At 63.6% G+C, this 24,942-nt stretch carries 12 protein-coding genes; 9 read left to right on the top strand and 3 right to left on the bottom strand.

Going from position 1 to position 24,942, the window contains the following annotated elements:
- Positions 1-121 precede the first annotated feature (121 nt).
- The 6 genes from ACQS5P_RS01550 (at position 122) to ACQS5P_RS01525 (ending at position 10,170) form a co-directional block, all read left to right on the top strand.
- The gene (locus ACQS5P_RS01550) at positions 122-1,189 is read left to right on the top strand and encodes a LacI family DNA-binding transcriptional regulator (protein ID WP_428939146.1); all 1,068 of its coding nucleotides are present in this window, start codon (positions 122-124) and stop codon (positions 1,187-1,189) included.
- 74 nt (positions 1,190-1,263) lie between these two features.
- Complete coding sequence (locus ACQS5P_RS01545; protein ID WP_428939145.1) at positions 1,264-2,181, top strand: prepilin-type N-terminal cleavage/methylation domain-containing protein; 918 nt, start codon at positions 1,264-1,266, stop codon at positions 2,179-2,181.
- Between the two features lies 1 nt (position 2,182).
- The gene (locus tag ACQS5P_RS01540; RefSeq protein WP_428939144.1) at positions 2,183-5,623 is read left to right on the top strand and encodes an Ig-like domain-containing protein; all 3,441 of its coding nucleotides are present in this window, start codon (positions 2,183-2,185) and stop codon (positions 5,621-5,623) included.
- A gap of 48 nt (positions 5,624-5,671) precedes the next feature.
- Complete coding sequence (locus ACQS5P_RS01535) at positions 5,672-6,460, top strand: sugar phosphate isomerase/epimerase family protein (RefSeq protein WP_428939143.1); 789 nt, start codon at positions 5,672-5,674, stop codon at positions 6,458-6,460.
- A gap of 48 nt (positions 6,461-6,508) precedes the next feature.
- Positions 6,509-7,090, top strand: a complete 582-nt coding sequence (locus tag ACQS5P_RS01530; protein WP_428939142.1) for an ECF-type sigma factor — start codon at positions 6,509-6,511, stop codon at positions 7,088-7,090.
- Between the two features lie 140 nt (positions 7,091-7,230).
- The gene (locus ACQS5P_RS01525; protein ID WP_428939141.1) at positions 7,231-10,170 is read left to right on the top strand and encodes a tetratricopeptide repeat protein; all 2,940 of its coding nucleotides are present in this window, start codon (positions 7,231-7,233) and stop codon (positions 10,168-10,170) included.
- 47 nt (positions 10,171-10,217) lie between these two features.
- On the opposite strand, the gene ACQS5P_RS01520 is transcribed toward ACQS5P_RS01525, so the two are convergent.
- The gene (locus tag ACQS5P_RS01520) at positions 10,218-12,173 is read right to left on the bottom strand and encodes a C2 family cysteine protease (RefSeq protein ID WP_428939140.1); all 1,956 of its coding nucleotides are present in this window, start codon (positions 12,171-12,173) and stop codon (positions 10,218-10,220) included.
- A gap of 346 nt (positions 12,174-12,519) precedes the next feature.
- Here ACQS5P_RS01520 and ACQS5P_RS01515 point away from each other — a divergent pair, with 346 nt between their 5' ends.
- Positions 12,520-17,382, top strand: coding sequence for a beta strand repeat-containing protein (locus ACQS5P_RS01515; protein WP_428939139.1), 4,863 nt, complete (start codon positions 12,520-12,522; stop codon positions 17,380-17,382).
- Positions 17,383-17,430: 48 nt separating this feature from the next.
- Here ACQS5P_RS01515 and ribD read toward each other — a convergent pair whose 3' ends face one another.
- On the bottom strand, positions 17,431-18,567 hold the full coding sequence (gene ribD, locus ACQS5P_RS01510) for a bifunctional diaminohydroxyphosphoribosylaminopyrimidine deaminase/5-amino-6-(5-phosphoribosylamino)uracil reductase RibD (RefSeq protein ID WP_428939138.1): 1,137 nt from the start codon (positions 18,565-18,567) through the stop codon (positions 17,431-17,433).
- A gap of 39 nt (positions 18,568-18,606) precedes the next feature.
- A complete protein-coding gene (locus ACQS5P_RS01505; protein WP_428939137.1) occupies positions 18,607-19,251 on the bottom strand; it encodes a signal peptidase II in 645 nt (214 codons plus the stop codon).
- A 557-nt stretch (positions 19,252-19,808) separates the two neighbouring features.
- Here ACQS5P_RS01505 and ACQS5P_RS01500 point away from each other — a divergent pair.
- Together ACQS5P_RS01500 and ACQS5P_RS01495 are read left to right on the top strand one after the other, a co-directional pair.
- Complete coding sequence (locus tag ACQS5P_RS01500) at positions 19,809-23,852, top strand: fibronectin type III domain-containing protein (protein ID WP_428939136.1); 4,044 nt, start codon at positions 19,809-19,811, stop codon at positions 23,850-23,852.
- A 43-nt stretch (positions 23,853-23,895) separates the two neighbouring features.
- Positions 23,896-24,648 carry a hypothetical protein gene (locus ACQS5P_RS01495; protein ID WP_428939135.1) on the top strand — a complete coding sequence of 251 codons (753 nt, stop codon included), beginning with the start codon at positions 23,896-23,898 and terminating at the stop codon, positions 24,646-24,648.
- The last annotated feature ends 294 nt before the right edge of the window (positions 24,649-24,942 follow it).

Genomic DNA, 24,942 nt, shown 5'->3' with positions numbered 1-24,942 from the left:
TTCCTTTGGCGGGCTGCTGCCTGGGATCTGTGAACAAAACTCTTGACACCCCGGGCGGCGGGGATGTATAGTGGCGGCATTCAGCAAGCGTTTGCTGAAAGGGAAATACCCGATCCGCCACGTGTCCGTTGGCAATTATACCATGGCCAGAAGCGGTGGAACTCTGCTGGAAGTGGCGCGGCGATGCTCGGTGAGCCAATCGACCGTCAGCCGCGTGCTCAATAACTCCAAGCACGGGCGGTTTTCCGTCTCGCCTCAGGTGCGCGAAAAGATCCTGCGAGTCGCCCGCGAGTTGAACTATCGCCCCAGCGTCGCGGCCAGAAACCTCACCGCCAGCAAGACCCGGCTGGTCGCCGTTTTGGGCGTCAAGTCTCTGCTCTCGGACGTCGTCGGTCCGATGGAACGCGCCACCGTCGAGTTGTCACGCGTGCTGGATGCGGCCGGTTATGAGATCTGCATGCAGTTCCTGTCCCGGCGGCACAATCCCTTCGACCTGCCTCCTCTGCGGGTGGATGGCGTGGTCGCCGTCGGCGCTACCGGCCTGGATGAGTTGCAGACACTGGAAGACTCGGGGATTCCTTACGTGAGCATCGACGGCGTGGTGGGCAGGAACGGGGCGTTGGTTGCGCCCGACGACGCCGGCGGCACACGACTGGCGTTGCGACATCTGGTAGAGCTTGGACACCGCCGGATCGCGTACCTGGACAACCCCACGATCGACGCCAGACATCCCTCGGTCCTGGAGCGCCGCGACGCGTTCACCAAAGCTCGCGCCGAATTGGGCTTCGAGGTTCCCGCGATCGACCTGGCGCCGCTGCCGCCCGATACGCCGTGGGATCTGTACTACGAACCGTTCCTCAAGCGGGCGATCATCGCCGGCCGGGCGACGGCGGTGCTGTGCTACTCGCACTTCGGCGCCATGTCGCTGCTGCGAGTGGCGCACGAGCTGGGCCTGTCGGTCCCGCGCGACTTCAGCCTCGCCTGCTTCAACGACGAACCGATGATCCGCCTGTCGGTGCCGTCGATTACCGCGGTGGATGTGCCGGCGGCCGAGCTCGGCAAACGCGCCGCAGAGCTGCTGCTGGGGCGCATGTCGCAACAGTCGTCCGATCCGTTGCCGCGGATCCGTCTGGAAGAATCGCTGGTCGTGCGCGAATCAACCGCGCCGCCCGGACGTTCGACCAAGTGACAACTCGGTTTCCTGCGCCGGTACCCGGATCCGGGGCACGGCAGAGGGGCTTACGCACAATGCGGAGCAGGACCATGAAACCAGAACGGACCAATTCAAAGTGCGGTTTTACGCTGGTCGAATTGCTGGTGGTGATCGCGATCATCGCGGTACTGATCTCGGTCCTGCTACCGGCGCTGAAGCGTGCCCGCGAGGCGGCCCTCAAGGTCGCCTGCGCGTCCAACCTTCGACAGATCGGTTACGCCTTCGAGATGTACCTGACCGAATCCAACGGCGTGTATCCGCCGTGCTACTTCCAGGACAATCGCACGCTTTCGGCGACCGTGGTGGATCGCTCGACGGGGCTGCCCAAAACAGTCACCTGGGTGACGTTGCTGGGCAAGTACCTGGGCAACAAGGATGATCCGCGAAAGCCCTCGTACCTGCCGGTCTTCAAGTGTCCCGCGGACGATCTGGAGCGATGGCCCGATCTGCCGGGCGCGCCGCTGAGCTACATGATGCCCTACACCCGTGGCCCGGATCCGATTTTCTGGCGACTGAAGGGCGCCACCAGCCAGTGGGACTGGGACGCCGGGCGCGGCATCGCCCAGTTCTGGACCGCCAGCATCAAATACGCCATGTGGGTCAAGCGTTCCATGGTCAAGCCCGCGCCCAAGGTCATCCTCGTCACCGAGCGGACCGGCAGGATGATGACCCAGCACATCCAGTCCGTCCCGACGCGGGAGTTCGAACTGGAAAATTACCTGCTGGACTTCCCGGCCAGGCAGAGCATCCTTGGCACCAATTCGGCTTACTTCGCATCCGGGCAGGGATACGTCATCATCCACAAGGGCAAGCGCGACGACATGGGGCAGTTCAACTACCTCTTTGCCGACTATCACGTCGAAACACTCTATCAGCAGGAGACGCTTTCGCCGCAGGCCCGCCCGACGCCGGGCAACCTTTGGATTCCCGGCGACCGCGGCTGGACCATTCAGCCGGAGAAATACTGACTTGAAGACCCCGACCGCCTGGCGCAGCCCCGGATCGATCGGCGCCACAATCGCGATCATGTTCTGTTTCACGATCGACTTACTCGAGCCGCGCTTGCTGCTGGCCGCCGTCGCCCAGCCGTACGACTGGCGCAACGTCACCATGAAGGGCACGGGGTTCATTAACGGCGTGGTCTTTCATCCCGCGCAACCGGGATTGATCTATGCCAATACCGACATGGGCGGGGCGTATCGGTGGGACCAGTCCGCCGCCCGGTGGACGCCTCTTACCGATTGGATTCAGTCCACTGACTGGTCTGTGAACTACAACGGCGCCGAGACCATCGCCGTCGATCCGAATGATCCCAATCGCGTCTACCTGGGGCTGGGCACGTATTACGGCCCCAGCGCAGTGCTCCGCTCGACCGATCAGGGCCGCACCTGGCTGCGAACCAACGTTCCGTGGGTGATGAACGGCAACGGCCCGGGGCGAAACGCCGGACAGCGGATGGTTGTTGATCCCAACTCGCCAAACATCCTGTATTACGGGACGCGTCGCAGCGGCATCTACCGCAGCAGCGATTACGGCGCCACATGGAGCAAGCTCGCCGGATACAGCTTCACCACCGACGCCTCGGGCGTGACGAGGGACGTCGGCACCGACTGGGTTCTGGTCGATAAAGGCAGCGGCACGCCCGGCAGCGCCAGTCAGGTCCTCTATGCCGGCGCCGCCACTACCGGCGCGACGAAGATCTGGCGGAGCACCGACGGCGGCTCGACGTGGCACGCGCTGCCGGGACAGGTGCTCACCGCCAACAATCAGTTTCCCCTTCGCGGCGCGCTCACGCCCGACGGAAACACACTGTACCTGACCTACGGCGTGGGGGATGTCGGGCCTAATGGCGTGACCGCAGGCTTCGTCTACAAGGTGATCAACCCCAAGTCCGCCGCGCCGAACTGGATGAGCATCGCGCCGCCGCTGTCGCAGGGCGGGTGGTCGGGCGTCACGATCGACCCGAGCAACCCCAACACCCTGTTCATCTCCACGATCGACTCGTGGGGCCCCATCGACGACATCTACCGGTCCACCGATGGCGGCTCAACGTGGACCAAGCTCAACGCCAACAACAACCGCGACCACACCTCAGCGCCCTACGCCGGACCTCCCAACAAGATCCACTGGACCGGCGACGTGCAGATCGATCCACACAATCCCAACCACGTGATCTTCAACACCGGCTACGGGTTTTATCGAAGCACCAACGCGCTGGCCGCCACGCCGACGTGGGCGTTCTTCAATGACGGGATCGATCAGGCGCGGGTGAACGAGATCGCCAGCCCTGGTAGCGGGCCGGTGAATTTGCTCAGCGCCATCGGCGATCAGGATGGGTTCCGCCACGTCGATTTTTCCGTCTCGCCAGCGGCGGGGCGGTTCGGGCAGAACCAGGGCCTGGCCGTCGGCAGCACCGACGACATCGACGTGGCCTGGAACAATCCCAACTACGTCGTCCGCGCCACCCACACCTCTCCGTACGTGCAATACTCCAACGACAACGGCGTGACATGGGCATGGTTTCCGTCCAACGGCGTATCCGGCGGAGGATCCAACAACGGGCAGGTCGCCATCTCCGCCGACGGAACCAGGACCGTCTACGAGCCCGACGGCGCCGGCCAGACGATCTACTCCACCCGCAGCGGATCCACCTGGAGCAACTGGACGATCCCTGCCACCAACCGCCCGGCCAACGGCGCAAAGCTCGTCGCGGATCTGGTCGAGCCGACGACGTTTTACGCCTATACCGGCACCACATTGTCGCGCAGCACCGACGGCGGGGCGAACTGGACAGTCATGACCAGCAGCGCCCCCGGCGGCGGCCTGTGGATCCGCGCCGTGCCCGAAAACGCCGGACACCTGCTGCTGAGCACAGGCAACAACGGGTTGTGGCGCTCGACCAATGGCGGGGCGAGCTGGACGCGCATCAACAGCTCGGCGGTGACGGTCGCCAACGAAGTCGGCGTCGGCGCCGCGGCGCCGGGGCAGAGCTACCCGGCCATTTTCGTCGGTGGCACCGTCAACGGGCAGGTCGGATTCCACCGCTCCGACGACCAGGGCGCCACCTGGACCATGATCAGCGACACCGCACACCAGTACGGCGACGTGATCGTCATCCAGGGCGATCCGCGCGTTTACGGGCGGCTCTACGTGGGCACCAACGGCCGAGGCGTGCTCTATGCCGACATCCACACCGGCCCCACGACACTCCCGAGCGGATGGAGTTCGCAGGACATCGGCAACCCCGGCTCGTCAGGCTCGGCAGGTTCGGCAGGCGACTTGTGGGAAGTGATCGGCGGCGGTGCTGGCATCGCCGCCAACTCCGACCAGTTCCATTACGCTTACCGCGCACTTGAAGGCGATGGCACGATCACCGCGCGCGTCCTGTCGGTTCCCAACGCCAGCCCGGCGAACAACAACGCCAAGGCCGGCGTGATGATCCGCGCGTCGTTGGCAAACAATGCCGCCAACGCCTTCGTCGCGCTCACCCCCGGATCGGTCAACGGCGTGCTGTTCCAGACCCGCACCAGTGCCGGTGCAACGACCAACACCCCCGGCCGCGCGACCACCGGCGTCTATCCGCCTTACTGGGTGCGCCTCACACGCGCCGGAAACACCTTCACCGCGTACGTCTCGGCGGATGGAACTCAGTGGACGCAGCTCGGCGATCCGCAGCAGATCGTGATGGGCTCGTCGGTTCTCGTCGGTCTGGCGGTCACCTCCAGCGATGACAACCAGCTCAACATCTCCAGCTTCCAGAACGTGAGCGTGAGCACGCCTGACACCACCGCTCCGGCGGTGCAGTCGTCGGCCCATCAATACGAGACTTCGCCCAACACGTTGACGCTGCGTTTCAGCGAAGACGTCTCGGCGAGCCTGTCGATGGCTGATCTTTCGGTGCAGTTGCTGGGCACCAACGTCACCCCGATCGTGCCGACGAATCTGGCCTACGAGCCCGCGACGAACACCGCGACCTTCACGCTGCCGACGGGGCTGGCCGACGGCAACTACCGCGCCACGCTGGCCGCCGCTGACGTGACCGACCTGGCCGGCAATCCGCTGACGCAGGATCACGTGCTGGACTTTTTTGTTCTCGCCGGCGACGCCAATCACGACCGCGCCGTCAACTCACGCGACCTGTACGTGCTGGCGGCAAACTGGATGCAGTCCGGCCGGATCTTCAGCCAGGGCGACTTCAACTACGACGGCGTGGTCGATGGCGCTGACCAGGAGATTCTGGTTCAAAGGTGGCAGACCAGGCTTGCGCCGCCGGGCGATGTTTCTCCGCCGCCGTCTCGGATCTCCAGTCCCTTTGCCCAGTCCCCGCTGGCTGGGCGCCTGCCGGTGCGCATCGCTCTTGCCATTGAGTTGTCGCAACCGACCGAACCGACAGCCCTGTCGCTCGTGTAATCTCCTCGGATGCTGTCCGTACGGCCGCCGTCCCGTAGAATGGCGGACGTGCTGCTGACGGTATTCACCAAGCCGTGGAAGACGATGTCCTTGCCGCAACTGGCCCAGTTCGTCCGGGGCCTGGGCTTTGATGGTGTGGAGCTTCCGGTACGCCCGGGGTTTCAGGTGGAGCCGGATCGAGTCGAAAAGGATCTTCCCGCTGCGGCGAAGGTTTTCTGCGACGCCGGGCTGCGGATCGTCAGCATCGCCGGCCCCACCGACGAACGCACCATCGCCGCCTGCGGTGCATCGGGGGTTTCGATCATCCGCATCTGTCTGGGGATCGATCCGGCGCGGGGATATCAAACCTGCATCGACGAGTTTCGCGCCCGCTGTGAGATCCTCATGCCCGCACTGATCGACGCGAACGTCACCATTGGCCTTCAGAATCATCACGGCAACGACATCGGCAGCGCGATCGGGCTGATGCACGCGATCGCGCCGCTGGACCCGCGGCATGTCGCCGCCGTGCTTGACATCGCCCATTGTGCCCTGGCCGGCGAGCCGGAGGAAATCGCGATCGACATCGCCTGGCCGCGGCTGTGCATGGTGAATCTCAAGAACGGGTATCGTCGCAGGATCAATCCGGATGACCCTGGCGAGGCGAGATGGCAGGTGTATTGGACGGGCGCGCGGGAGGGATACGCGTCATGGTCGAAAACCGCCCAGGTCTTGCTCCGCCGCGGATATGACAAGCCGATCTGCCTGACGGCCGAGTACGGCGACCCCTCCCTGGTGGACCAGACGATCGCCGCCGACGTCGCCTACGCCAAAAGCCTGTTGCTGCGCGCCCCCTGAGGTCGCTGCTACATTTTCTGTATCCCGGGTCGGTATACTGTTTACACGATGGCGACCGGGGCCGATGGGCCGAGCGAGGGATCGGGTACTCATGACCGCGGCGACAGCCGACTGCTGGCCGAGGTGTATGACCAGCTCCGCGCCATCGCCCGCAATCGTCTGGCGCACGAGGCGCCGGGGCATACGCTCCAGGCCACGGCGCTGGTCAATGAGGCGTATCTGAAGCTCTGCCAGCACTCGGGGATCTTCGCGGCGGACAAATCGCGATTCGTGGTGGCGGCGGCGGAGGCCATGCGCCGCATCCTCATCGACCACGCACGCACGCGAAAACGCATCAAGCGTGGCGGCGGGCAGATCAAACGCTCGGCCGCGGACATCTCCGACGTCGCGGAACTGGCCGTCGAGCAGGATCCGGATCAAATCATGGCCCTGGACGAGGCGATTTGTCGCCTGGAGCAACAGGACCGGCAGGCGGCGCAGGTGGTGAAGCTCCGCTTTTTCGCCGGCCTCAGTGTCCAGGAGACCGCCGACGCGATGGGCATCTCTTCGCGCACGGTGAAGCGCGAATGGCAATTCGCCCGGGCGTGGCTGTTCAACGTCCTGAAGGACGACACGTCCGGGCCACGCTGAGCTGGTAGAAAGCCGACCACGAAGCTCGATCAGCGCACAGGTGGCGCGACGAATTCAAGGCATGTTTCTTTGCGCGGCCCTTCGCGCTGCTTGGTGGTTTTTCGCGGCTCAATGCCTGGTGGGCTAAAGGGGTGAACACCATGAACGTTAAGGAACTGTTCCTTCAGGCCGTTGAGCTGCCCGCCGAGCAGCGCGACGCGTTTGTGGATCAGCAATGCGCCGGCGACGCCGCGCTGCGGTCGGCGGTGAACGAGCTGCTGGCGGCGCACGACCGGCTGGGCGGCTTCCTGTCCGGGCCTGGAGTTGAAACCACCGGGCCGGCCACCGCCACCATCGCATCTCCTCTGGCCGTGCCCGTGCCTCGTCAGATCGGGCCTTACAAGCTGCTTCAGGTCATCGGCGAGGGCGGGTTTGGCACGGTCTATCTGGCCGAGCAGCAGCAGCCGGTGCGACGTCGAGTGGCCTTGAAGGTCATCAAGCTGGGGATGGACACCCGACAGGTGATCGCCCGCTTCGAGGCCGAGCGTCAGGCGCTGGCGATGATGGACCACCCCAACATCGCCAAGGTCTTCGATGCCGGCGCCACTGACACCGGCCGGCCGTATTTTGTGATGGAGCTGGTCAACGGGATTCCGCTGACGCAGTACTGCGACGCCAATCACCTCACGCCAAGACAGCGGCTGGAGCTGTTCGTGCCGATCTGCCAGGCGGTGCAGCATGCGCACAGCAAGGGGATCATTCACAGGGACATCAAGCCGAGCAACGTGCTGGTGACGCTGCATGACGGAAAGCCGGTGCCGAAGGTGATCGACTTCGGCATCGCCAAGGCGACGCAGGCGCGATTGACCGAGAAGACGCTGTTCACCGAGTTTCGGCAGATGATCGGCACGCCGGAGTACATGAGCCCCGAGCAGGCGGAGATGAGCGGGCTGGACATCGACACGCGATCGGACGTGTACTCGCTGGGGGTGCTGCTGTACGAGCTGCTGACCGGGGCCACGCCGTTCGATCCGAAGGAGCTTCGCAGCAAGGCGTTTGCGGAGATGCAGCGTGTGATCCGTGAGGTTGAGCCGCCCAAGCCCAGCACGCGCCTGAGCACCCTGGAGACGCTGGCCAGCGTGGCGGCGCAGCGTGGGGTGGCGCCGGCGAAGCTGAGCGCGCTGGTGCGTGGCGAGCTGGATTGGATCGTGATGCGATGCCTGGAGAAGGATCGTACGCGACGCTACGAGACGGCGGCGGCACTGTCGGCGGACGTGCAGCGGTACCTGGCGGATGAACCCGTTTCCGCCAGCCCTCCCTCCACAGCTTACCTGTTACGGAAGCTGGTGCGCCGTCATCGCGGGCCGGTGACGGCGGCGGCGGCGGTGCTGGCGGTGCTGGTGATCGGGCTGGCGGTGTCGCTGCGGCTGTACGCCCTGGAGTCGCGCGCCCACGCCCGCGCGCTGGCCGCCGAAGCCGACGCCACACGCCAGCGCGACGCCGCCCTGGCCGCCAGGCACGCCGAAGCTCAGGCTCGCGAGTACGAACGCCAGACCGACAAGTTCCTCACCGAGATGTTCACGGCGATCGATCCGGAGAAGGCGCGCGGCCGGCCGGTGCTCGTGCAGGATGTGCTGGATGACGCGGCCCGGCGCATCGACGCCGAGCCTCCGTCGCACAAGATCGTCGAAGGCTCGCTGCGGTTCACGTTCGCGCAGGCGTACCTGGCGCTGGGGCTGCTGGAAAAGGCTCGAGTGCAGGCCGAGCGGGCGCTGGAGGCCTACCGCGCCGGGTATGGCAATGACCGCAATCTCAGTGTCATGCGGACCCAGAACCTGCTGGGCAATGCCTACACGCGGCTTGGTCGTGGCGCCGAGGCCGAACGCTCGCACCGCGCCTCGCTCGATTTGCATCGCCAACTGCTTGGCGACGACCATCCCGACACCATCGCCGCGCAGGCCAATCTTGGCCTGACGTGTGTGCAGTTCGACAAGCTGACGGAAGCCGACGCGCTGCTGGCCGATTCGCTTCAGCGGATGAAGCGGGCCGACCCCGGAAAGATCGACGTGCAGAGCCAGCTTCAGGTCACCAACAACCTGGCGACGCTGCGTGAACAGCAGGGCAGATACGCCGAAGCTGAAACACTCTTGCGCGACGCGCTGGCCATCGCCAGGGTGTCCCTGGGCGCTGAAGATCCCTATTGCCTTGCCTTGGCCAACAACCTGTCCGATCTTCTGCGGACGATGGGTCGCGTGACCGAGGCGGTGACGATCCAGCGCGAAGTGCTCGATCTGGCGCGCAAGATTTTCGGCGCCGACAATCCCGACACGCTCTCGATCGCCAACAACCTGGCGCTGGCACTGGACACGCTTGGCGCCGATGCCGAGGCGCAGACACTGTACACCGACACGATCGAGCGCCGACGCCGCACGCTGGGCGACGATCATCCCGGCACCATCAACGTTCGCCAGAACTTCGCGCTGCACCTGCAGCGGCTGGGTCGCTATGACGAGGCGCAGGCCATCTTTCGCGACGCGGCGCAGCGCCTGCGCCGTACGCTGGGCGAGAACCATCGCGACACGATCATCGCCGAGAATAATCTCGGCTGGCTCCAGGTTCAGGCCGGTGATGTGGCATCGGCGGAGCAGATCTTTCGTGCGTTGCTGCCACGCGTCCGCGCGGCCCTGGGCGCGCAGCACCCCGCTGCAATCTCCATCGAGTTTCGGCTGGGGCATGTCCTGTGCTTGCAGGGACGATGGGACCAGGCCGAGCCACTGCTGGCCGAGGCATACGCCGGCGCCGTGTCCCTTGGAATCCATGATCGACAGGCCGGATATGCCTCGGCCTATGGGATCTGTCTGGTCGAGCGTGGCAAGTCGGATGAGGCGCTGCCAATCCTCCAGGTTGCCGATCGCGCCGCGAGGAACGCACCGCGTGCCGATCCGACCCAGCAGCGTCGTGTGGCCGACGCGATGGCCCGGGCATACCAGCAGTTGAACCGTCCGCAGGAAGCCGAATTGTGGCGAGCCCGCGCAGAACAGGCGAGCACATCGCCGGCCACCGCTTCGACCCTGCCGATGCAGCCCGTGCCGCGGCCGTGAAACTCGATCGCGCGTTTGTGCGCCGCCGACACCCGGGTCTGCGGCATTCATGGCACCAACGCCGAATCGACGCGCTCGATGTTAGCCGCCAGTTCCGCGGCGCTCAGGTCCACATAGGCTCCGCTGCCGCCCCACGGATTTCGCAGAATGATCCGCCAGCCGCTGCTGCTCCAGTACAGCGACTCCACGCCATAGGCGTGGTTGCCGACGAGCAATCCGGGCGTGCTGCCCGGCGTGCAGACTGTCACCGACTTGCCGGCCATCCACTCGTTCAGGATGTAGTTGATCAGCGCATCCGGCCCGCCTTCCCAGTTGCCGAAAATGTTCCTGCCATGCGCGATACTTGATACGCCAAAGGCGCGGTAGACCTCATCGGGCCAGCCGTTGGCGGCGGACTGGTAGTTGCTGTCGTTGACGCGGAAGCAGGCCCAGGCTTTCTCGGCGATCGCGCCCCAGAGCGCGCCGTTGGCGCCCAGGCCGGCGTAGACCAGCGCTCCCGAGCCATTGGTGGGCAGATCGCCGTCGACGCGCACGTAGACCGGCACGCGATCGCGGAAGAAGCGCACCGCGTACGAGCCGTCGCCAAGCTCAACCATACTGCGGGCGATGAAGTCGGGATTCGTGTGCGCCATGCTTCCGATCGTCGCCAGGAAGTAGCAGTCGCCCAGAGCGTTCTGATCGATGTCGCTGCTGTTGGGTCCGGGCCAGGTGAACAGGGGCTGGGCTGAGAAATCAGCGTAGTTTGAGCCGTTGGTGGGATCGGGAAGATCTTCACCGTCGGGATCGCGTCCGACCGGTACGTCCGTGTTATTACTGCTGAAGTGATAGGTCATGAACGAGGCGATGCGATGCACGTGCCCCATGGCCAGCTCGGTCGCGTCGGCATCGGCGACGTTCTCGGTACTTTCGGCGTCGGCCCAGAAGGTATCCAGGCCGTCATTGCCGGCGAGCACGTCGAACTGCGAGCCGCCGACACCAACCAGCGTGTCGTTGTCCTGCTCGCCGGTCATGTAGTCGTCGCCATGTCCGCCGATCAGCAGGTCGTTTCCGTACCAGCCGTACAGAGCGTCGTTCCCGCCCAGGCCGATGAGCGTGTCGTCTCCATTGATGCCGAACAGGGCGTTGTCGCCGTCGGAACCGACGATGCGGTCGTTGCCATGTCCGCCCCATACCGCTTCGATGTCCGGCGTGACCCAGTCGTTCTCGCCGCTCTCGCCGTCGTTGGCGACCCAGTCCAGCGAGACGCTCACGCTGATCCATCGATCGCGATAGTCGACATCATCCCAACCCAGTCCGCCGAAGAGGCTGTCGCGTCCATACCCGGCCATCAGGGTGTCGTTGCCATCGTTGCCGATCAGGACATCGTTGCCAGATCCGCCCGAAAGCGAGTCGTTTCCGTCGCCGCCGTCCAGCGTGTCATTCCCGCCGTTGCCGAAGAAAGTCTCATCGTGCCAGTTGCCGCTGATCGAATCGTTTCCGCTGCCGCCGACGACCAGCTCGATGTCCGGGCGGACGTTGTCGGCCTCGGCGAATTGCCCGTCGTTGGCGAGGTTGTCCAGGGAAATGACCAGGCTCGCCCAGCGGTCGGCGTAGGTGACGGTGTCGCGGCCCATCTCGCCGTAGAACCAGTCTTTCTCGTACGCTGCGCCGCCGAGCGTGTCGTCGCCGCCGTCGCCGTGAAGATACGTCGCGACGCTGCCGAAGTTGTGAGTGGATTGGATCCAGTCGTTTCCCGCCGCACCGTGCACAACCACTGCGCTGCACAGCCAACTCGGCATGCGTTCGGCCTGCGCGCCGTTCACGTAGGCGACGATATCGGATCCGTCCTGCGTGATGGCGATGGTGTCGTCATTCGCGGTCCCGCTGACGCTCATGATGTGCAGCACGTCCAGAGTCATGCTGTCGGCATACGGCCGGAGCGTGAGTGTGGAAGACTTCACGATCGAGCTGAGCATCCATCGCTTTTCGAGGATCTCGACATGAGTGGCTTTTGTGTGGGACATGGCGCAACTCCGTCCGGGCGATGAGCGGTTGCTAGTGGCGGTCCGGCAACCACCGGGGCCACGCGCCACAACGTATCGTCGCACCGCGCAATCACTCCATTCACCCGAAGCGGCTTGCCCGAAATGGGTCTGCCCTCACCGGCGGCCTGGTTTGCCACCCGGCAATCGCGTGGCGGGCAATCTCCGAGCCTCGGGTAGGACTTCGTCCTATTCGCAAAGGATCGAAGCGATTCAAGCCAGGGTTCTGTCGGGGTCGCGATCGCCAGCATCGAAAACTGGCCCCTATGATTCGGTATCATCGCTTTGGCTGTTTCGGGGGGCACAAGTCGTCGGTGGAGACCTGTCCATGAGCCGCTCGATATCAGCCAAAACGGATCGTGACGATGCGAGGCTGCGCGCCGCCGCCTTCGAGACGCTGGAGTCACGCAGGTTGTTGGCGCTGGTGGTGCCTGCCTTGAGCAGCCTGCCCGGCTCAGCGGCGACGCTGTTCATCGATTTTGATGGCGCGCCGGCATTCGACTGGAATGGCCCGGGCAGCCAGACCAGGCGAGTGCACGGCCCCGGCGGGAACGACGTGCCCGTTCCGCCGTTCACGCGCGACGCCAATCTCAACGACTTCAGCGACAGCGAGCTTCAGAACATACGCGACATCTGGGCACACGTCAGCGAGAAGTATTCGCCTTTCGACATCAACGTGACGACGGTGGATCCCGGGCCGCTGATCGATGGAGTTTCCTGCCGCGTGCTGGTCGGAGGAAGCAACTCGGATTGGGACAACGGCGGCGGTGGAGGTCTGGCGTGGACAGGCGGCTTCAACAGCGGCGACCTGGACAACACCGCCTTCGCCTGGTCTGCCGACTCCTCCAGCCTGATGCAATCCGGCGACACTCACTACGTCGGCGAGACAATCGCGCACGAGGCCGGCCACCTGTTCGGGCTGGATCATCAGCGACAGCAGAGCGGTTCAACCGTCACAGAGTACTACGCGGGCGATGCTACGCGGGCACCGATCATGGGGGACAGCGGCAACAACAAGAGCAAACGCGGAATCTGGTGGCGGACCAACATGGAGCCCGGGCAGAATTCGCCCGACGCCACTCGCGATGAGCTGCTGCTGCTGGGCGGCCTGCTCGGCTATCGCGCCGACGATCGCGGCAACAATGCGGCTTCGGCGCGGGTTTTGTCGGGAACCGCGGGCGAAGTGTGGAGCAGCGGCATCGTCGAACGCGAGAGCGACAGCGACTGGTACTCCTTCAATGCGATCGGACCAGCCGCCACGTTCACCATCAGCCCGGCTGTCAACGGCGCCATGCTCGCGCCTTACGTGGAGCTGCGCAATTCGGCGGGGTTCCTGATGGCCACCGCCGTGCCCACCAGCGGCAGCAACGCGCTGACGCTGACGGCCAGCAACCTCGTATCCGGCGCGACGTACTACGTCGTCGTCGCCAGCGACGGCACCTACGGCAGCGTCGGGCAGTACTCCGTCACCGGATCGCTGGGCAAATTTGCTTCCCTCAACACGGATAACCGGACGATCTACGTCACCGGCTTTGCCGACCTGAGCGACAACATCGCCGTCTACGCCGACTACGACAACGGCAAGATCGTCGTCAGCGACAACGGCGCAACCCAATCCTGGAGCGTATCCTTCGTGGACCGCGTCGAGATCGGACTGCCGGGCAACCAGAACGATACGATCACGCTTCAGCCCATCAACCCGCTGGGCAACCCGCGAATCCGCGTCTCAGGCGGCGGGGGATCGGACGTGCTGAACATCATCGGCACCGGGCCGGTCTTCCCTTCCTCGGGCAACGATCTTATCACGGTGACGGATTGGAACGTGACCGTCTCGGCCGACGGCGCGGACTACACTCAGCTCGACCTGTACTTCAGCATCGAGGCGATGAATGTCTACGCGGGCGACGGGCACGACACGATCCTGGTCAATTCCACGCCGGACAACATGCCGCTGAACATCTACGGCGGCAACGGCAGCGACACGGCCAAAGTCGGCGGCGACGTCGGCGACCTGCGCTTCGTCCGTGACGATGTCGCCTTCGACGGCGAGGCCGACAACGACACCTACATCGTTGACAACCTCGGCTATGGCCTGGCGCAGGCGACGAACTACAGCTTCGGGCTTTGGGGACTTCAGACCGATGCCTCGCCCGCGGCGATCTTCACCGCCGCAGCCGAGAGCTTCGAGGTCTACGGCAACCAGATCGCCAACAACTTCAACATCGCATACCTGCCGGCGGGATCGAGCTACTCGATCCTGTCGTGGAACCCCGGCGACACGGTCACGCTGGGCGCAGGGTTCCACAGCGTCGGCGGCATCCAGGCTCCTCTGAGCATCTTCGGCGGCGGGATCAACCTGGTCTTCGACGACACCTTGGGCACTTCGAATTTCGTCGTCGGACCGGACGCAGTCTCCCTCACGGGTCAGCCGGGACTCGTCAATTACGCCGGCGCAGGCAGTATCACCATCAACGGCGGTGCCGGCTCCAACTTCTTCAACATTGATGGCCCGAACCTCACCGCCCGCGTGAGTGTCAACGCAGGCGACGGCAATGACACGATCTCGATCGCATCCAACTCACTGAATCTCTCGTACATCGGCGCCGACGTGGCGGTGGACGGGCAGGGCGGCATCGACACGCTTTATGTCCACAACCAGAACGGCCCGGCACGCAACGAGACCGTCTCGCCCACCAGCGTCGGCGACGGCAGCCACACCTACAGCTACGCGGGAGTGGAGTCGCTCTCGATCGACCTGTCCAACTTCGACGAGACCATGTACATCATCGCGACACCCCCCGGCACGAACACCACGATCTACGCCAACAACGGTAATGACACCTGCCAGTTCCTGACCAGCGACTTGTCGGGGGTTTACAACGTGATGTTCTGGGGCCAGGGCGGCAGCGACACCGCCGTGCTCAACGACGCCGCCGCCACCGGCTCGCACACCTACAACGTCACCGGCTCGAGTGTCTCGCGCGGGACGTTCACGTTCTCGTTCGGCGACATGGAATCCGTCCAGCTCAACGCCAGCGACGCCAACGATGTGATCAACGTCACCGGCGGCGGCGCGACGGCGATCTCGATCAACGCCGGCGCGGGCGATGACGCGTTCGTGCTCCGCGACTTGCAGGGCACGTTCACGCTTGCCGGCGGCGGGCAGCTCGATTCCGTCTCCCAGAACGATCGCCCCTTCGAGGACGGCTTTAACCGCATCCTGATCACCGACAACCGCGTGCGGCACCTGTATCGCACCAGCATCCCGATCAGCGGCCCGTACACTGTCCAGAGCATCGTCAACTACTCGCAGATCTACAGCTACGTGCTGGACAGCGAGTATGCCACGCGATTCGAGGCCTACTCGACCCCGGCGGGCATGAACCTGGCGATCAACGGGGCCATCGACGGGGCGACGCTGCGGGTGGGCAGCTCGTCGCTGCTCAGCCCGGGCAATGGAAGCGTGGACAACATCCGCGGGCTGGTGCAGTTCTTCGGCCATCCTTCGGCGTCCAACAGCTTGACAATCGACGACGGCAGCGACGCAACCGGGGATACAGCGCGGATCGAACCCTATCTGATCTACAACGGTGGTGGCGCGCCGCTGTTCGCTCCCGGCGGAAGCGTGAACTTCTACAACGTAACATCAGCGACGGTCGTATTGGGCAGCGGCGCTGACACGATCTACGCCAAGCCATCGAACCAGAACACGTTCAACATCCACGGCGGCAACCCGACCACCGTGCCTGGCGACACGCTCAACCTCGCCTTCGCTGCCGTTGCCAGTCCGGTTCACACGCCCACGGGCACCGGCGCCGGCGGGTACACCTTCGCCAACGCCGAGCCGCTGAACTACAGCGGCATCGAGTCCATCGCAACCGACGCAACCGCGCCGGCTGTGCTCAGCCGCTCCTTCAACCCCAACGCCGCCGGACATTCGATCGACTACAGTTTCAGTGAGAACGTCGGTTCCTTCCTCAACAGGTATTCGCTGACGCTGACGAATCTGACGACGGGTCAGTCCATTCACAGCTCGAACATTGCGCTGGCCTATGATGGGGCGACCAATCGCGGGATGTTCACGTTCCCGGGCTTGCCCGGCGGCTTGCTGCCGGATGGCGTCTATCGCGCCGAGCTTTCCAACCAGGTGGCCGACGAGTTCGGCAACTGGCTTGCCGCCGCCGACGTATTTGGCTTCGTCTACAGCGGCGGCACCGGCGGCGACGACACATTCCGCATCAACCCAGCCGCAGACGGAACACGCATCGACGTCTACCTGAACAACCTGGTCACGCCTGCGTTCTCGGCGGATGTGTCGAGCCTGCGGCAGATCGCGCTGTCTGGTGGCGCGGGCACCGACACGCTCCAGCTTGTCGCAACCGCCGGCGCCGACAACATCACCTATCAGGGCGGCACGATCGCCTTCGGGAACATCTCCATCAGTCACAGCGGATTCGAGTCGCATTCCATCGACGGCGCCGGTGGCAACGACGTGGTCATCGTCGGCAACGCTGCCGTCGCGATGCCCGCCCCTCAGCAGCTTGCCAGCCTGACCATCAAGAGCGGCGGCGTGGTGAGCTTGCCGGCAGGCGCCGACAAGACGCTGGTAACCGGCGCGCTGTCGTTCAGCGGCAACGGCCGGCTGGACCTGAATGACAACGCCATGGTCGTCCGCAACGGCAACCTCGCGATGATCTCCGCAGCGATCAAGACCGGCCTGGAGAACGGCGGGGCTTACGACTGGCTCGGCAGTGGAATCGGCAGCTCCAGGGCCGGAGCTGACAATGCGGCGGCGGGAAGCTTCCTCCGCGGCGTGGGCGTGATCCGCAACGACCTTTCGCAGGTGGGCGGCAGCGGTCCGATCTACACCGCCTTCGCCGGGCAGAGCGTCGGCGAGTCCGACGTGCTGGTGGGCTTCACGTACATGGGCGACGCCGATCTGTCCGGCGGAATCGACGCCACCGACTACAGCCTGATCGACAACGCATTCGTGAACGGTCTATCCGGCTGGATTCACGGAGACAGCGACTACGACGGCATGATCAATGCAACCGACTACGCCTTGCTTGACAACTCATTCGTTAATCAGACAGGCGTTTTGACGGCAAGCTGGAGCGCACCGCGGCCAGCGATGCGGGGCATCTTCTCACAGGTTGGCCTGGGCCAGGATCCGACGGACTGGATTGCGTGATCGCTTCCGACGGCGCCGTGCGCGCTTCGCGGTTGCGGCGGTCGGCGCTCATTCCATGAACCGCGCGATGTCGGCGGAAGGCTCGGCGGCGAAGAAGACCGGGCTGTTGGGGTTGAGGTATTCCGTGAAGGTGTCGCCCCTGAGGTCCACTTCGGCGGTTTTGATGTAGTGGGCCGGGACCCGCGGGGCGCTGGGCGCTGTGGGCTCATCGATGGGATGCGGCGAGCGGATGACCCACACCCGGTCGGCCAGGTTCTCGCAGAAGAAGCTCTCCGCCAGTGTCGGGCCCGGCTCGACCAGCAGGTGCTGCCCGCGGTCATCCAGGTCGAACAGGATATCGTCCAGAACCAGCCGCCCCGGCGAACGCTCGCGCACAGGCACGACCTTTAACCCCAGCGCTTCCAGCTCGGCCACGCGAGGCGAGTCGTGGAACGTCCCGCGGGAGCAGAAGATGATGACTTCGCCTGCGCCGGTACGCGCCAGCATGGATTCCAGCGGCATCCGCAGATTTGAGTCCAGGATGACGCGGGTGAGCGGCCGGAAGATCTCGACGTTGCGGACGGTGAGCTGCGGGTCGTCGCTGAGCACGGTGTTGATCCCGACCATGATGGTGTCGGACCTGGCCCGCATCTCGTGCACCACGCGCATCGCGTAGTCGTTGGAGATCTGCGACCGCCGACCGCCGGCGCCGGCGACCTTGCCGTTGGCACTTTCGGCCCACTTCAGCGTCACGTAGGGTCGGGCGTGCAGCGTGCCCTTGAAGAAGGCGGCGTTGAGCTGCTTGCACTGGGCCTCCAGAATCGGCCCGTCCACCGTGATGCCCGCGGCGCGCAGGATCGCCACCCCGCGACCATCAACGTTGGGGTTGGGATCCAGGCATCCAATGACGACGCGCTGGATGCCTGCCTCGATGAGCCTGGGCGTGCACGGCGGAGTCTTCTTGTTGGTATGACAGCACGGCTCCAGCGTCACGTACATCGTGGCGCCGCGGCAGTTCTCGGTGCAGGCGGCCAGGGCGATCGGCTCGGCGTGGGGGCCGCCGAAACGCCCGTGATACGCTTCGCCGATCACGCGTCCCTGCTTGACGATCACGCATCCGACCATGGGGTTGGGCTCGACCCGTCCGCGACCCTGCATCGCCAGCCGGATCGCCCGTCGAAGATAGTCCTCGTCGCTTACAGGCATTGTTCCGCAATCACGGATCTGCACGGATGACACGGATGATCAACTATGTCCATCGGTGTTCATCTGTGGTGCCACTTCCTGCCGCTGCTCCACAGGCCGATGCAGAAAACTGTACACGATCATCAGAAAAACGCCTACACAAAGCAGTGAATCGGCGATGTTGAAGATCCAGGGGAAGACCCCGCTGCTGCCCAGGCCAGCCGGCAGATGCCGGGCGATCCACGGCGGCCAGTGAATGCCGGGCAGCGCATGAATCATATCGCGCACGTGGCCGTAGACGACGCGGTCGTACATGTTTCCCAGCACGCCCGCCAGCAGCAGCCCCAGCAGAAACTGGTAAAACCGCCTGCGATCGCTTTGCAGGAACAGGAACGTCAAAAACGCGATGGCGGCGACGGACACGCCCACGAACAGCCACCGCTGTCCCTGCCCCAACCCGAAAACGGCACCCTGGTTTTCCGTGTAAGTGAAATGAAGCCAGCCAGGGATGAACTCGATGACGCGACCAGGTTTGAGGTGCCGAACCGCCAGCCACTTGGTCCACAGGTCCAGCACCAGACCGGCCACTGTCGTGCCCACAAACAGCAGCATCGCCAGCGACGAACGAAGCTTTCGCGTGTCCGGCAGCATCGGTGACAACTTGAGGATACCCGCGGCGGCGCGAACTTCCAGACCTGCGTCCATCGCGATACCATCTGGGCATGTGCCGAGTGATCAGCAGCGCAATGGCCGGCCATTTCACGAAGCACCTGCCACTGATCAACCGACTCGTGTTCAACGGCAAGCCGCGGAGTATCGATACGACAGTATTCAGAAGAAGCTGGTAAAGATATGGCCCCGCCCCTGACGATGCATGCGGCAGATTTGAATTTCGTCGCTGAGGCGATGATTCCCAATGACTCGCTGCTTCAGATCACACTCGACTTTGCGGCCCAATTCCCGCGGCTCGCCCCGCACAAACGCCACCACACCCGGCCTGCCCGCAGCCCTGCAATTTTTTGCTTGACATCGCCTTTGCACGAAGGTAAACAATAACCTGCTTTGCTCGCACCCGCCGGCAGGCACGGGCGGGCAGGCTCATCTCAACAAAGGGAGGCAGGGTCATGACGCTTCGATCGCTTCGGTCAGCCTTGGGGAATCGGCTTGTCTCGCGCACGGCGGCTGTTCATCGGCAGCCTCGGGGGGGGGGGATAGCGGGCTGTGAGCGGCTGGAGGGCAGGCTGCACCTTGATGCACCCACGGTGACATCAGGCGAATTTCTCTGGAAGGATCTGCCGCATCGGTACGTGGTCGAATTCGACCAGCACGTGACGGCAGTCGCTGCGGATGATTTTGAAGTTCTGAATCTCGACACCGACCAGCCCGAGCCGTTCGTGCTCGATGCCTATGATCCCCTGACGCACCGGGCGACGCTGCGATTCCCCGGCGTGTTCGAGGGCTCCGGCATGCTGGCCAGCGGAAACTACCAGCTTCGCATCCGCCCCGGGGCTGTCAGCAGCGCCGCCACCAGTGAGGTGATGACGACGGCCCACGAGACCGAGTTCTTCTTCCTCTGGGGCGACGCCGACCACAATCGCGTCGTGGACGGCACCGACTATGCGATCCTGGACAGCAGCTACGTCAGCCAGGCCAAGACGTTTCCTGAATTGAGCTGGTACGAGAACGGCGACTTTGACTACAGCACGACGTGGGACAGCACGGACTACTCGCTGATCGACGCGGGGTTCATGATCCACCTGATCGAGCCGACGGATTTCTACGCCGTGGCGCGTTCGCTGGCGGAAGATCCCAACATCGGCATTCGTGTTTCGTGGGATGCCAACCCGCAGGTGTATCAGTGGCGGGTCGAACGCAACAGCTACGACGGGCAGGGGTATGTGCCGATCACCGGCTGGCTGGATTCGAGCACGAGCTTCTACGACGACAGCAACCTGGCCGACGGCACCTGGTACAGCTATCGCGTTCGCGGCCGTGATGTGGCCGGCAATCTCATCGCCTATACGCCCCAGCGTGGGGATTACACCGTGCTGCCGGGGCCGGGCGCGCCTATTGTGACGCCTCAGTCCTCTTCGGAAATGCTGCTCACGTGGACCGACAACGCCTCGAAAGAGGCAGGGTTCAACGTCTACCGATCCACCAGTTCCACCGGACCGTGGGAGCTGGCCGGCTTATCGTTCAGGGATGAGACCTCTTTCCTAGACGTCGGCCTGGACGACAATCGGACCTACTACTATTACGTCCAGGCGTACACACGGTATACGACGTCTGCACCGACTCCGGTCGTGAGCGCTGCCACGCCGCTGGGTGTGCCGCAGGCACCGTCGAACTTGCAGGCCGCCAGCACCGTGCCGGGGCGAATCGACCTGAGTTGGACGGACAACTCGGACGACGAGAGCGGCTTTGAGGTGCAGCGCTTCGACCCCGGCGCTGCGGCTTGGACCAGTTTGTCCATTACCGCCTCGCCGAGCTATCAGGATCCTGGCCGTACTGAGGGGTTGCGCTATCGCTACCGCGTACGGGCGCGCAACGCGGCGGGGAATTCGCCGTTCTCGGAGACGATAGAGGCCACAGCGGCGTTCGGCGTCCCCGCAGCCCCTTCCGGTTTGATGGCCCACCCTGGCGCCGACGGCTGGTCTGTCGAGCTGGACTGGACCGACAATTCAGACAACGAGGCGGGATTCAAAATCGAGTGTTCTACGGATGGCGGCAGCTTCAGCCAGATCGGCTGGGTGGGCGCTAACGTCAGCAGCTATGAAGCGACAGGGCTGACGCCCGGCAGGGACTACGCCTTCCGCGTTCGGGCGTTCAACCCCACCGCGGCTTCTACCTACTCCAACATCGCCACGCCAGGCAGCGGCCCAGTGGGCCACGGCGCGGTGATCAGCAACGGAACAATCGCTTTGGGGATCAACACCGAAGGAGACCTCAACTACGCAGGTGTCGGGCTCAGGTATGCGGGCAGCGGCGGCGATGGAATCAGTCCCGGCTGCGCTTGCGAAGGATGGGGCGCCGCCGATGCCGCTTCGGCAGTTGCAGGATTCGCCGATCGCGACCAAGGCGTGTCCAACCTCACGCCTGTCTTGTTCAGCGCGACTGCGGCCACCGCTACCTCAGTGGTCAATGTGGGCAATACGCTTCAAGTGGTGCATGAGTATTATCCTTCGGGCAATTCTCATCTGTACGCGGCGCGTGTGACCATCCGGAACATCAGTGATTCGAGTGTCGACCTTCGATATCGGCGCGTGTCGGATTTCGACGTGTTCCCGACAGAGTTTAACGAGTTCATGACAATCGCGGGTGATTCCGAGCTCATTCGTTACACAAACAACAATGGTTTCGCCCCGGCCGATCCTCTGGGTTCAACAACCGAGGGGTTTCCGTCGGCTGCCGATCTCCATTCCGGCACGTTCGATACTGTCGGACCCTTCGACCACGGAAGCCTGTTTGATCTTGGATTCGGAGAGGTTTCCGCCGGGCAAAGCATCGCCTTCATGCTCTATTACGGAGCGGCCACCACGCGTGCTGCTGCCGTGGCGGCACTGTCAGAGGTCGGTGCAGAAGCCTACGCGCTGGCGCAGCCGCGCACCAGCGAAGGGACCGTTGATGACAGCGTGAACACGTTCATGATCGGCCTGGCTAGCGCGGCTCAGCTGCCCCAGGACGTGGAACTGGTCGCCCACCGCACCGGAGGGAAGTTCGCACAGGCGGTTTCAGAGGCTGTCGAGAGCAGCAACGATCCGGCGAAGCTGTTGATCCTGACCAACAACGATGCCGAGGAACCGGCGGCGATCACAAACGGCCAGCTCGACTTTGACGACACATCCGCCTCGATTCCGACCGGATCACTCAACCCTGTCGATGACGATCTGATGCGGATCACGCTGAAGCGGATACCCAGCACGCTGACCGGCGGCACTCTGGGCATCGAGTTGTCTAACCCGTCGGCCGTTCGGCTGTTGACCTCCGACGGCACGCCGTTGACCAACCTGACGCTGAACCTGAGCAACCCTTCGTCCAACGGCTATCTCAACGGCGTGCATGCGCGCGACGTGGACGTGTGGTTGGAAGGGCTTCAGCCGGACCAGGACTTTGTCTTCTCCTGGGTCCACCGCGACAGCACCGGCCGAGAACTTTCCGGCGATAAGGTACACATGACCATCGCCGAATGGACGCACGTTGGGGTCGATGGGACGCAACGTGAGCACTACGGCTCCGTTTCGAGCCGGATCCTGCTGGAAGCCGCAGATCGGATGTACTGGGATCCATCTTCCATTGATCTGAGTGCTTACGCCTTCCGTAACCGGATTCGCGGCATCTCCCTTGCGACGCTCGATCAGATTCAGGCGATTTCGGCGGATGATCCGACGATCCAGGCCGACGATCACCTGGTGGCAATCCCCGGGGGCGTGCAGTCGGAGAAGCCGATCGTCGCGTATCAGGGACGGGTCTTGGCGGCCGACGAACTTGCGCACGTCGAGTCTCGGCTAGGAGTGATCGCGGTTCACAACAGTGCGATCGAGAACAACGCGACACCCGCTGGTGGCGCCGACAGGCACGTGCGCAAGCCCGTTGCCGCTGCCGTCGATCCGTGGCATCATCCCTATCCATTGTATCTGGGCGGATCGCCGACCCAGCGACTCATTCAGTTGACCCCTGAACAGCATGAAATAGTTCACAGATTCTGGGACAGATGGCTGGCTTCGATCGACGGCGAGGACGCCCGAGACATCTGGGCGGCACTTAAGCCGGAAGAACGGCGCACGATGATCAAGGCTAGCCTTGTGCAAATTGGTGTGCGAATTCCCGAAGAGATCGTCGATCGGTACATGGACGATTTCATGGCTGACGAGATGTTGGAGGTCAACAGGAGTCCTGATCGTCTTCCTCACACGGAATGTCCGAAGATCGATCCCGCGGAGGTAGAAGACGCGAGGCGGAGGAATCCAAACGCAACCGTGTCGCCCGATTTTTCCGGGAAGGCGGCAAAAGCAATCGCACGCGTCGAGAGACTCATCGATGTGATCGCCATTTTCGCTGCGATCGGCGAAGGCTTGGAACTGGGCCAAAACCTAATGCAGGATCCTCCGCCGCTGAACGGTGTTTACGCCGCGTGCCGCGCATGGCGAAACAACCCGGGCAACATTGAACTGGAAACCGAGGCGAAACGCCGCATTACGAACTGGATCGGAGAATACTTGGGAGACGGCAATGTGTCCAATGCCATTCAGACGGCTATTGCGTATCTCGATCTGCATACCCTTCGCTTTGATCACGACCGAAGGTAACATCTTCGCGCAATCGACCATACCTTCGCAGGGCCGACCGATCATGAACCTGCAGCTTCCTGTAACCCTTGAGTATCTCGCGCCTGCTCTTAAGGAACTTCCGGATGCAGTGCTGTATTACGAAGCAGCGGACGAATATGCTGCCGCGTTGGGAACCGATACGATTGCCAAGCTTGCTCGCTTGTACGAGCAGATCGCGGAGCGTGGCGATGATGTTACAATCTCTCATTACATCTATGGCGTAAATGCGAGCGTTCACGATCCAAACTATCGAGCACTGAAGAACCTGCAGTTGGTCTTCGCGTCTCTGGCCAAACGCGGCCTAGCACCTTTCAACTCGAATCGTGTGATGATCCGCAAACCGCCATTCGGCAAGCCTAGATGGGACCTGCTTCCAGCGGAACTACGCTACCTGGGCCCCTACGCCGAAAAGTACGGTGTTTGGCACTCCCATGAGGACATCCAGACAGCGCTAGCGAAGCTCACCGACGCTGAAAGGCAAGAGTTGATGGAGCTGGGAAAGCGATTCGCAGTGGATTGGCGAAAGCTGCGGCAGTGGTGGAAGGAGATCTTGTTACAAGATTTGCAAATGATGACCGAAGCCGGTGGACATCCCGGCGAAGCAGTAGGTATCGCCGAGCAGGAGGTGGACCTCACGACTGGCTTGCAGGTCTTTCTGTTAAAAGGTGGCTTTGTAATACCACTCAAACGAAAGGTCGGAATTGGCGTGCAGAAACTGACAGAGCCGCCGGGCCGTTCGGAAGCACCACAAGAGGAACAGCGGGGGCCGAATTAGCCCCTGAACAAGCGTGATTTGCGCTGCCGCCGGCGGACGATGATCTGTTCGAGGACGCGGAGAGCGTCTACGCCATCCTCAAGGCCAGCAGCAATTACTGGCTGAGCGACGCGTTGATGGCATCGACAGCGATCGCGGATGAGGACGTTGATCTCGCGATCGATTCCAACAATGACGGGGTGATCACGGTCGCTGATGAGGCGGTGGAGGACACGGACAGGAAATCCGGCGGACTGATTGTCGTCAACCGCGATGAGTCAGCTCGTGACGCGGTTGACAAGCCTTTGCCGGGTT

The sequence above is a fragment of the Fontivita pretiosa genome (assembly GCF_050410795.1).
Classification (GTDB): Bacteria; Planctomycetota; Phycisphaerae; order Tepidisphaerales; family Tepidisphaeraceae; genus Fontivita; species Fontivita pretiosa.
Note: the sequence above shows the minus strand (reverse complement) of the source record. Positions and strands in the feature narration are given on the sequence as shown.

Bases quoted from the DNA above. Each gene is read 5' to 3' on its own strand.
- ACQS5P_RS01545 (WP_428939145.1), top strand. From the start codon at position 1,264: ATGAAACCAGAACGGACCAATTCAAAGTGCGGTTTTACGCTGGTCGAA.
- ACQS5P_RS01530 (WP_428939142.1), top strand. From the start codon at position 6,509: ATGGCGACCGGGGCCGATGGGCCGAGCGAGGGATCGGGTACTCATGAC.
- ACQS5P_RS01525 (WP_428939141.1), top strand. From the start codon at position 7,231: ATGAACGTTAAGGAACTGTTCCTTCAGGCCGTTGAGCTGCCCGCCGAG.
- ACQS5P_RS01520 (WP_428939140.1), bottom strand. From the start codon at position 12,173: ATGTCCCACACAAAAGCCACTCATGTCGAGATCCTCGAAAAGCGATGG.
- ACQS5P_RS01515 (WP_428939139.1), top strand. From the start codon at position 12,520: ATGAGCCGCTCGATATCAGCCAAAACGGATCGTGACGATGCGAGGCTG.
- ribD (WP_428939138.1), bottom strand. From the start codon at position 18,567: ATGCCTGTAAGCGACGAGGACTATCTTCGACGGGCGATCCGGCTGGCG.
- ACQS5P_RS01505 (WP_428939137.1), bottom strand. From the start codon at position 19,251: ATGGACGCAGGTCTGGAAGTTCGCGCCGCCGCGGGTATCCTCAAGTTG.
- ACQS5P_RS01495 (WP_428939135.1), top strand. From the start codon at position 23,896: ATGAACCTGCAGCTTCCTGTAACCCTTGAGTATCTCGCGCCTGCTCTT.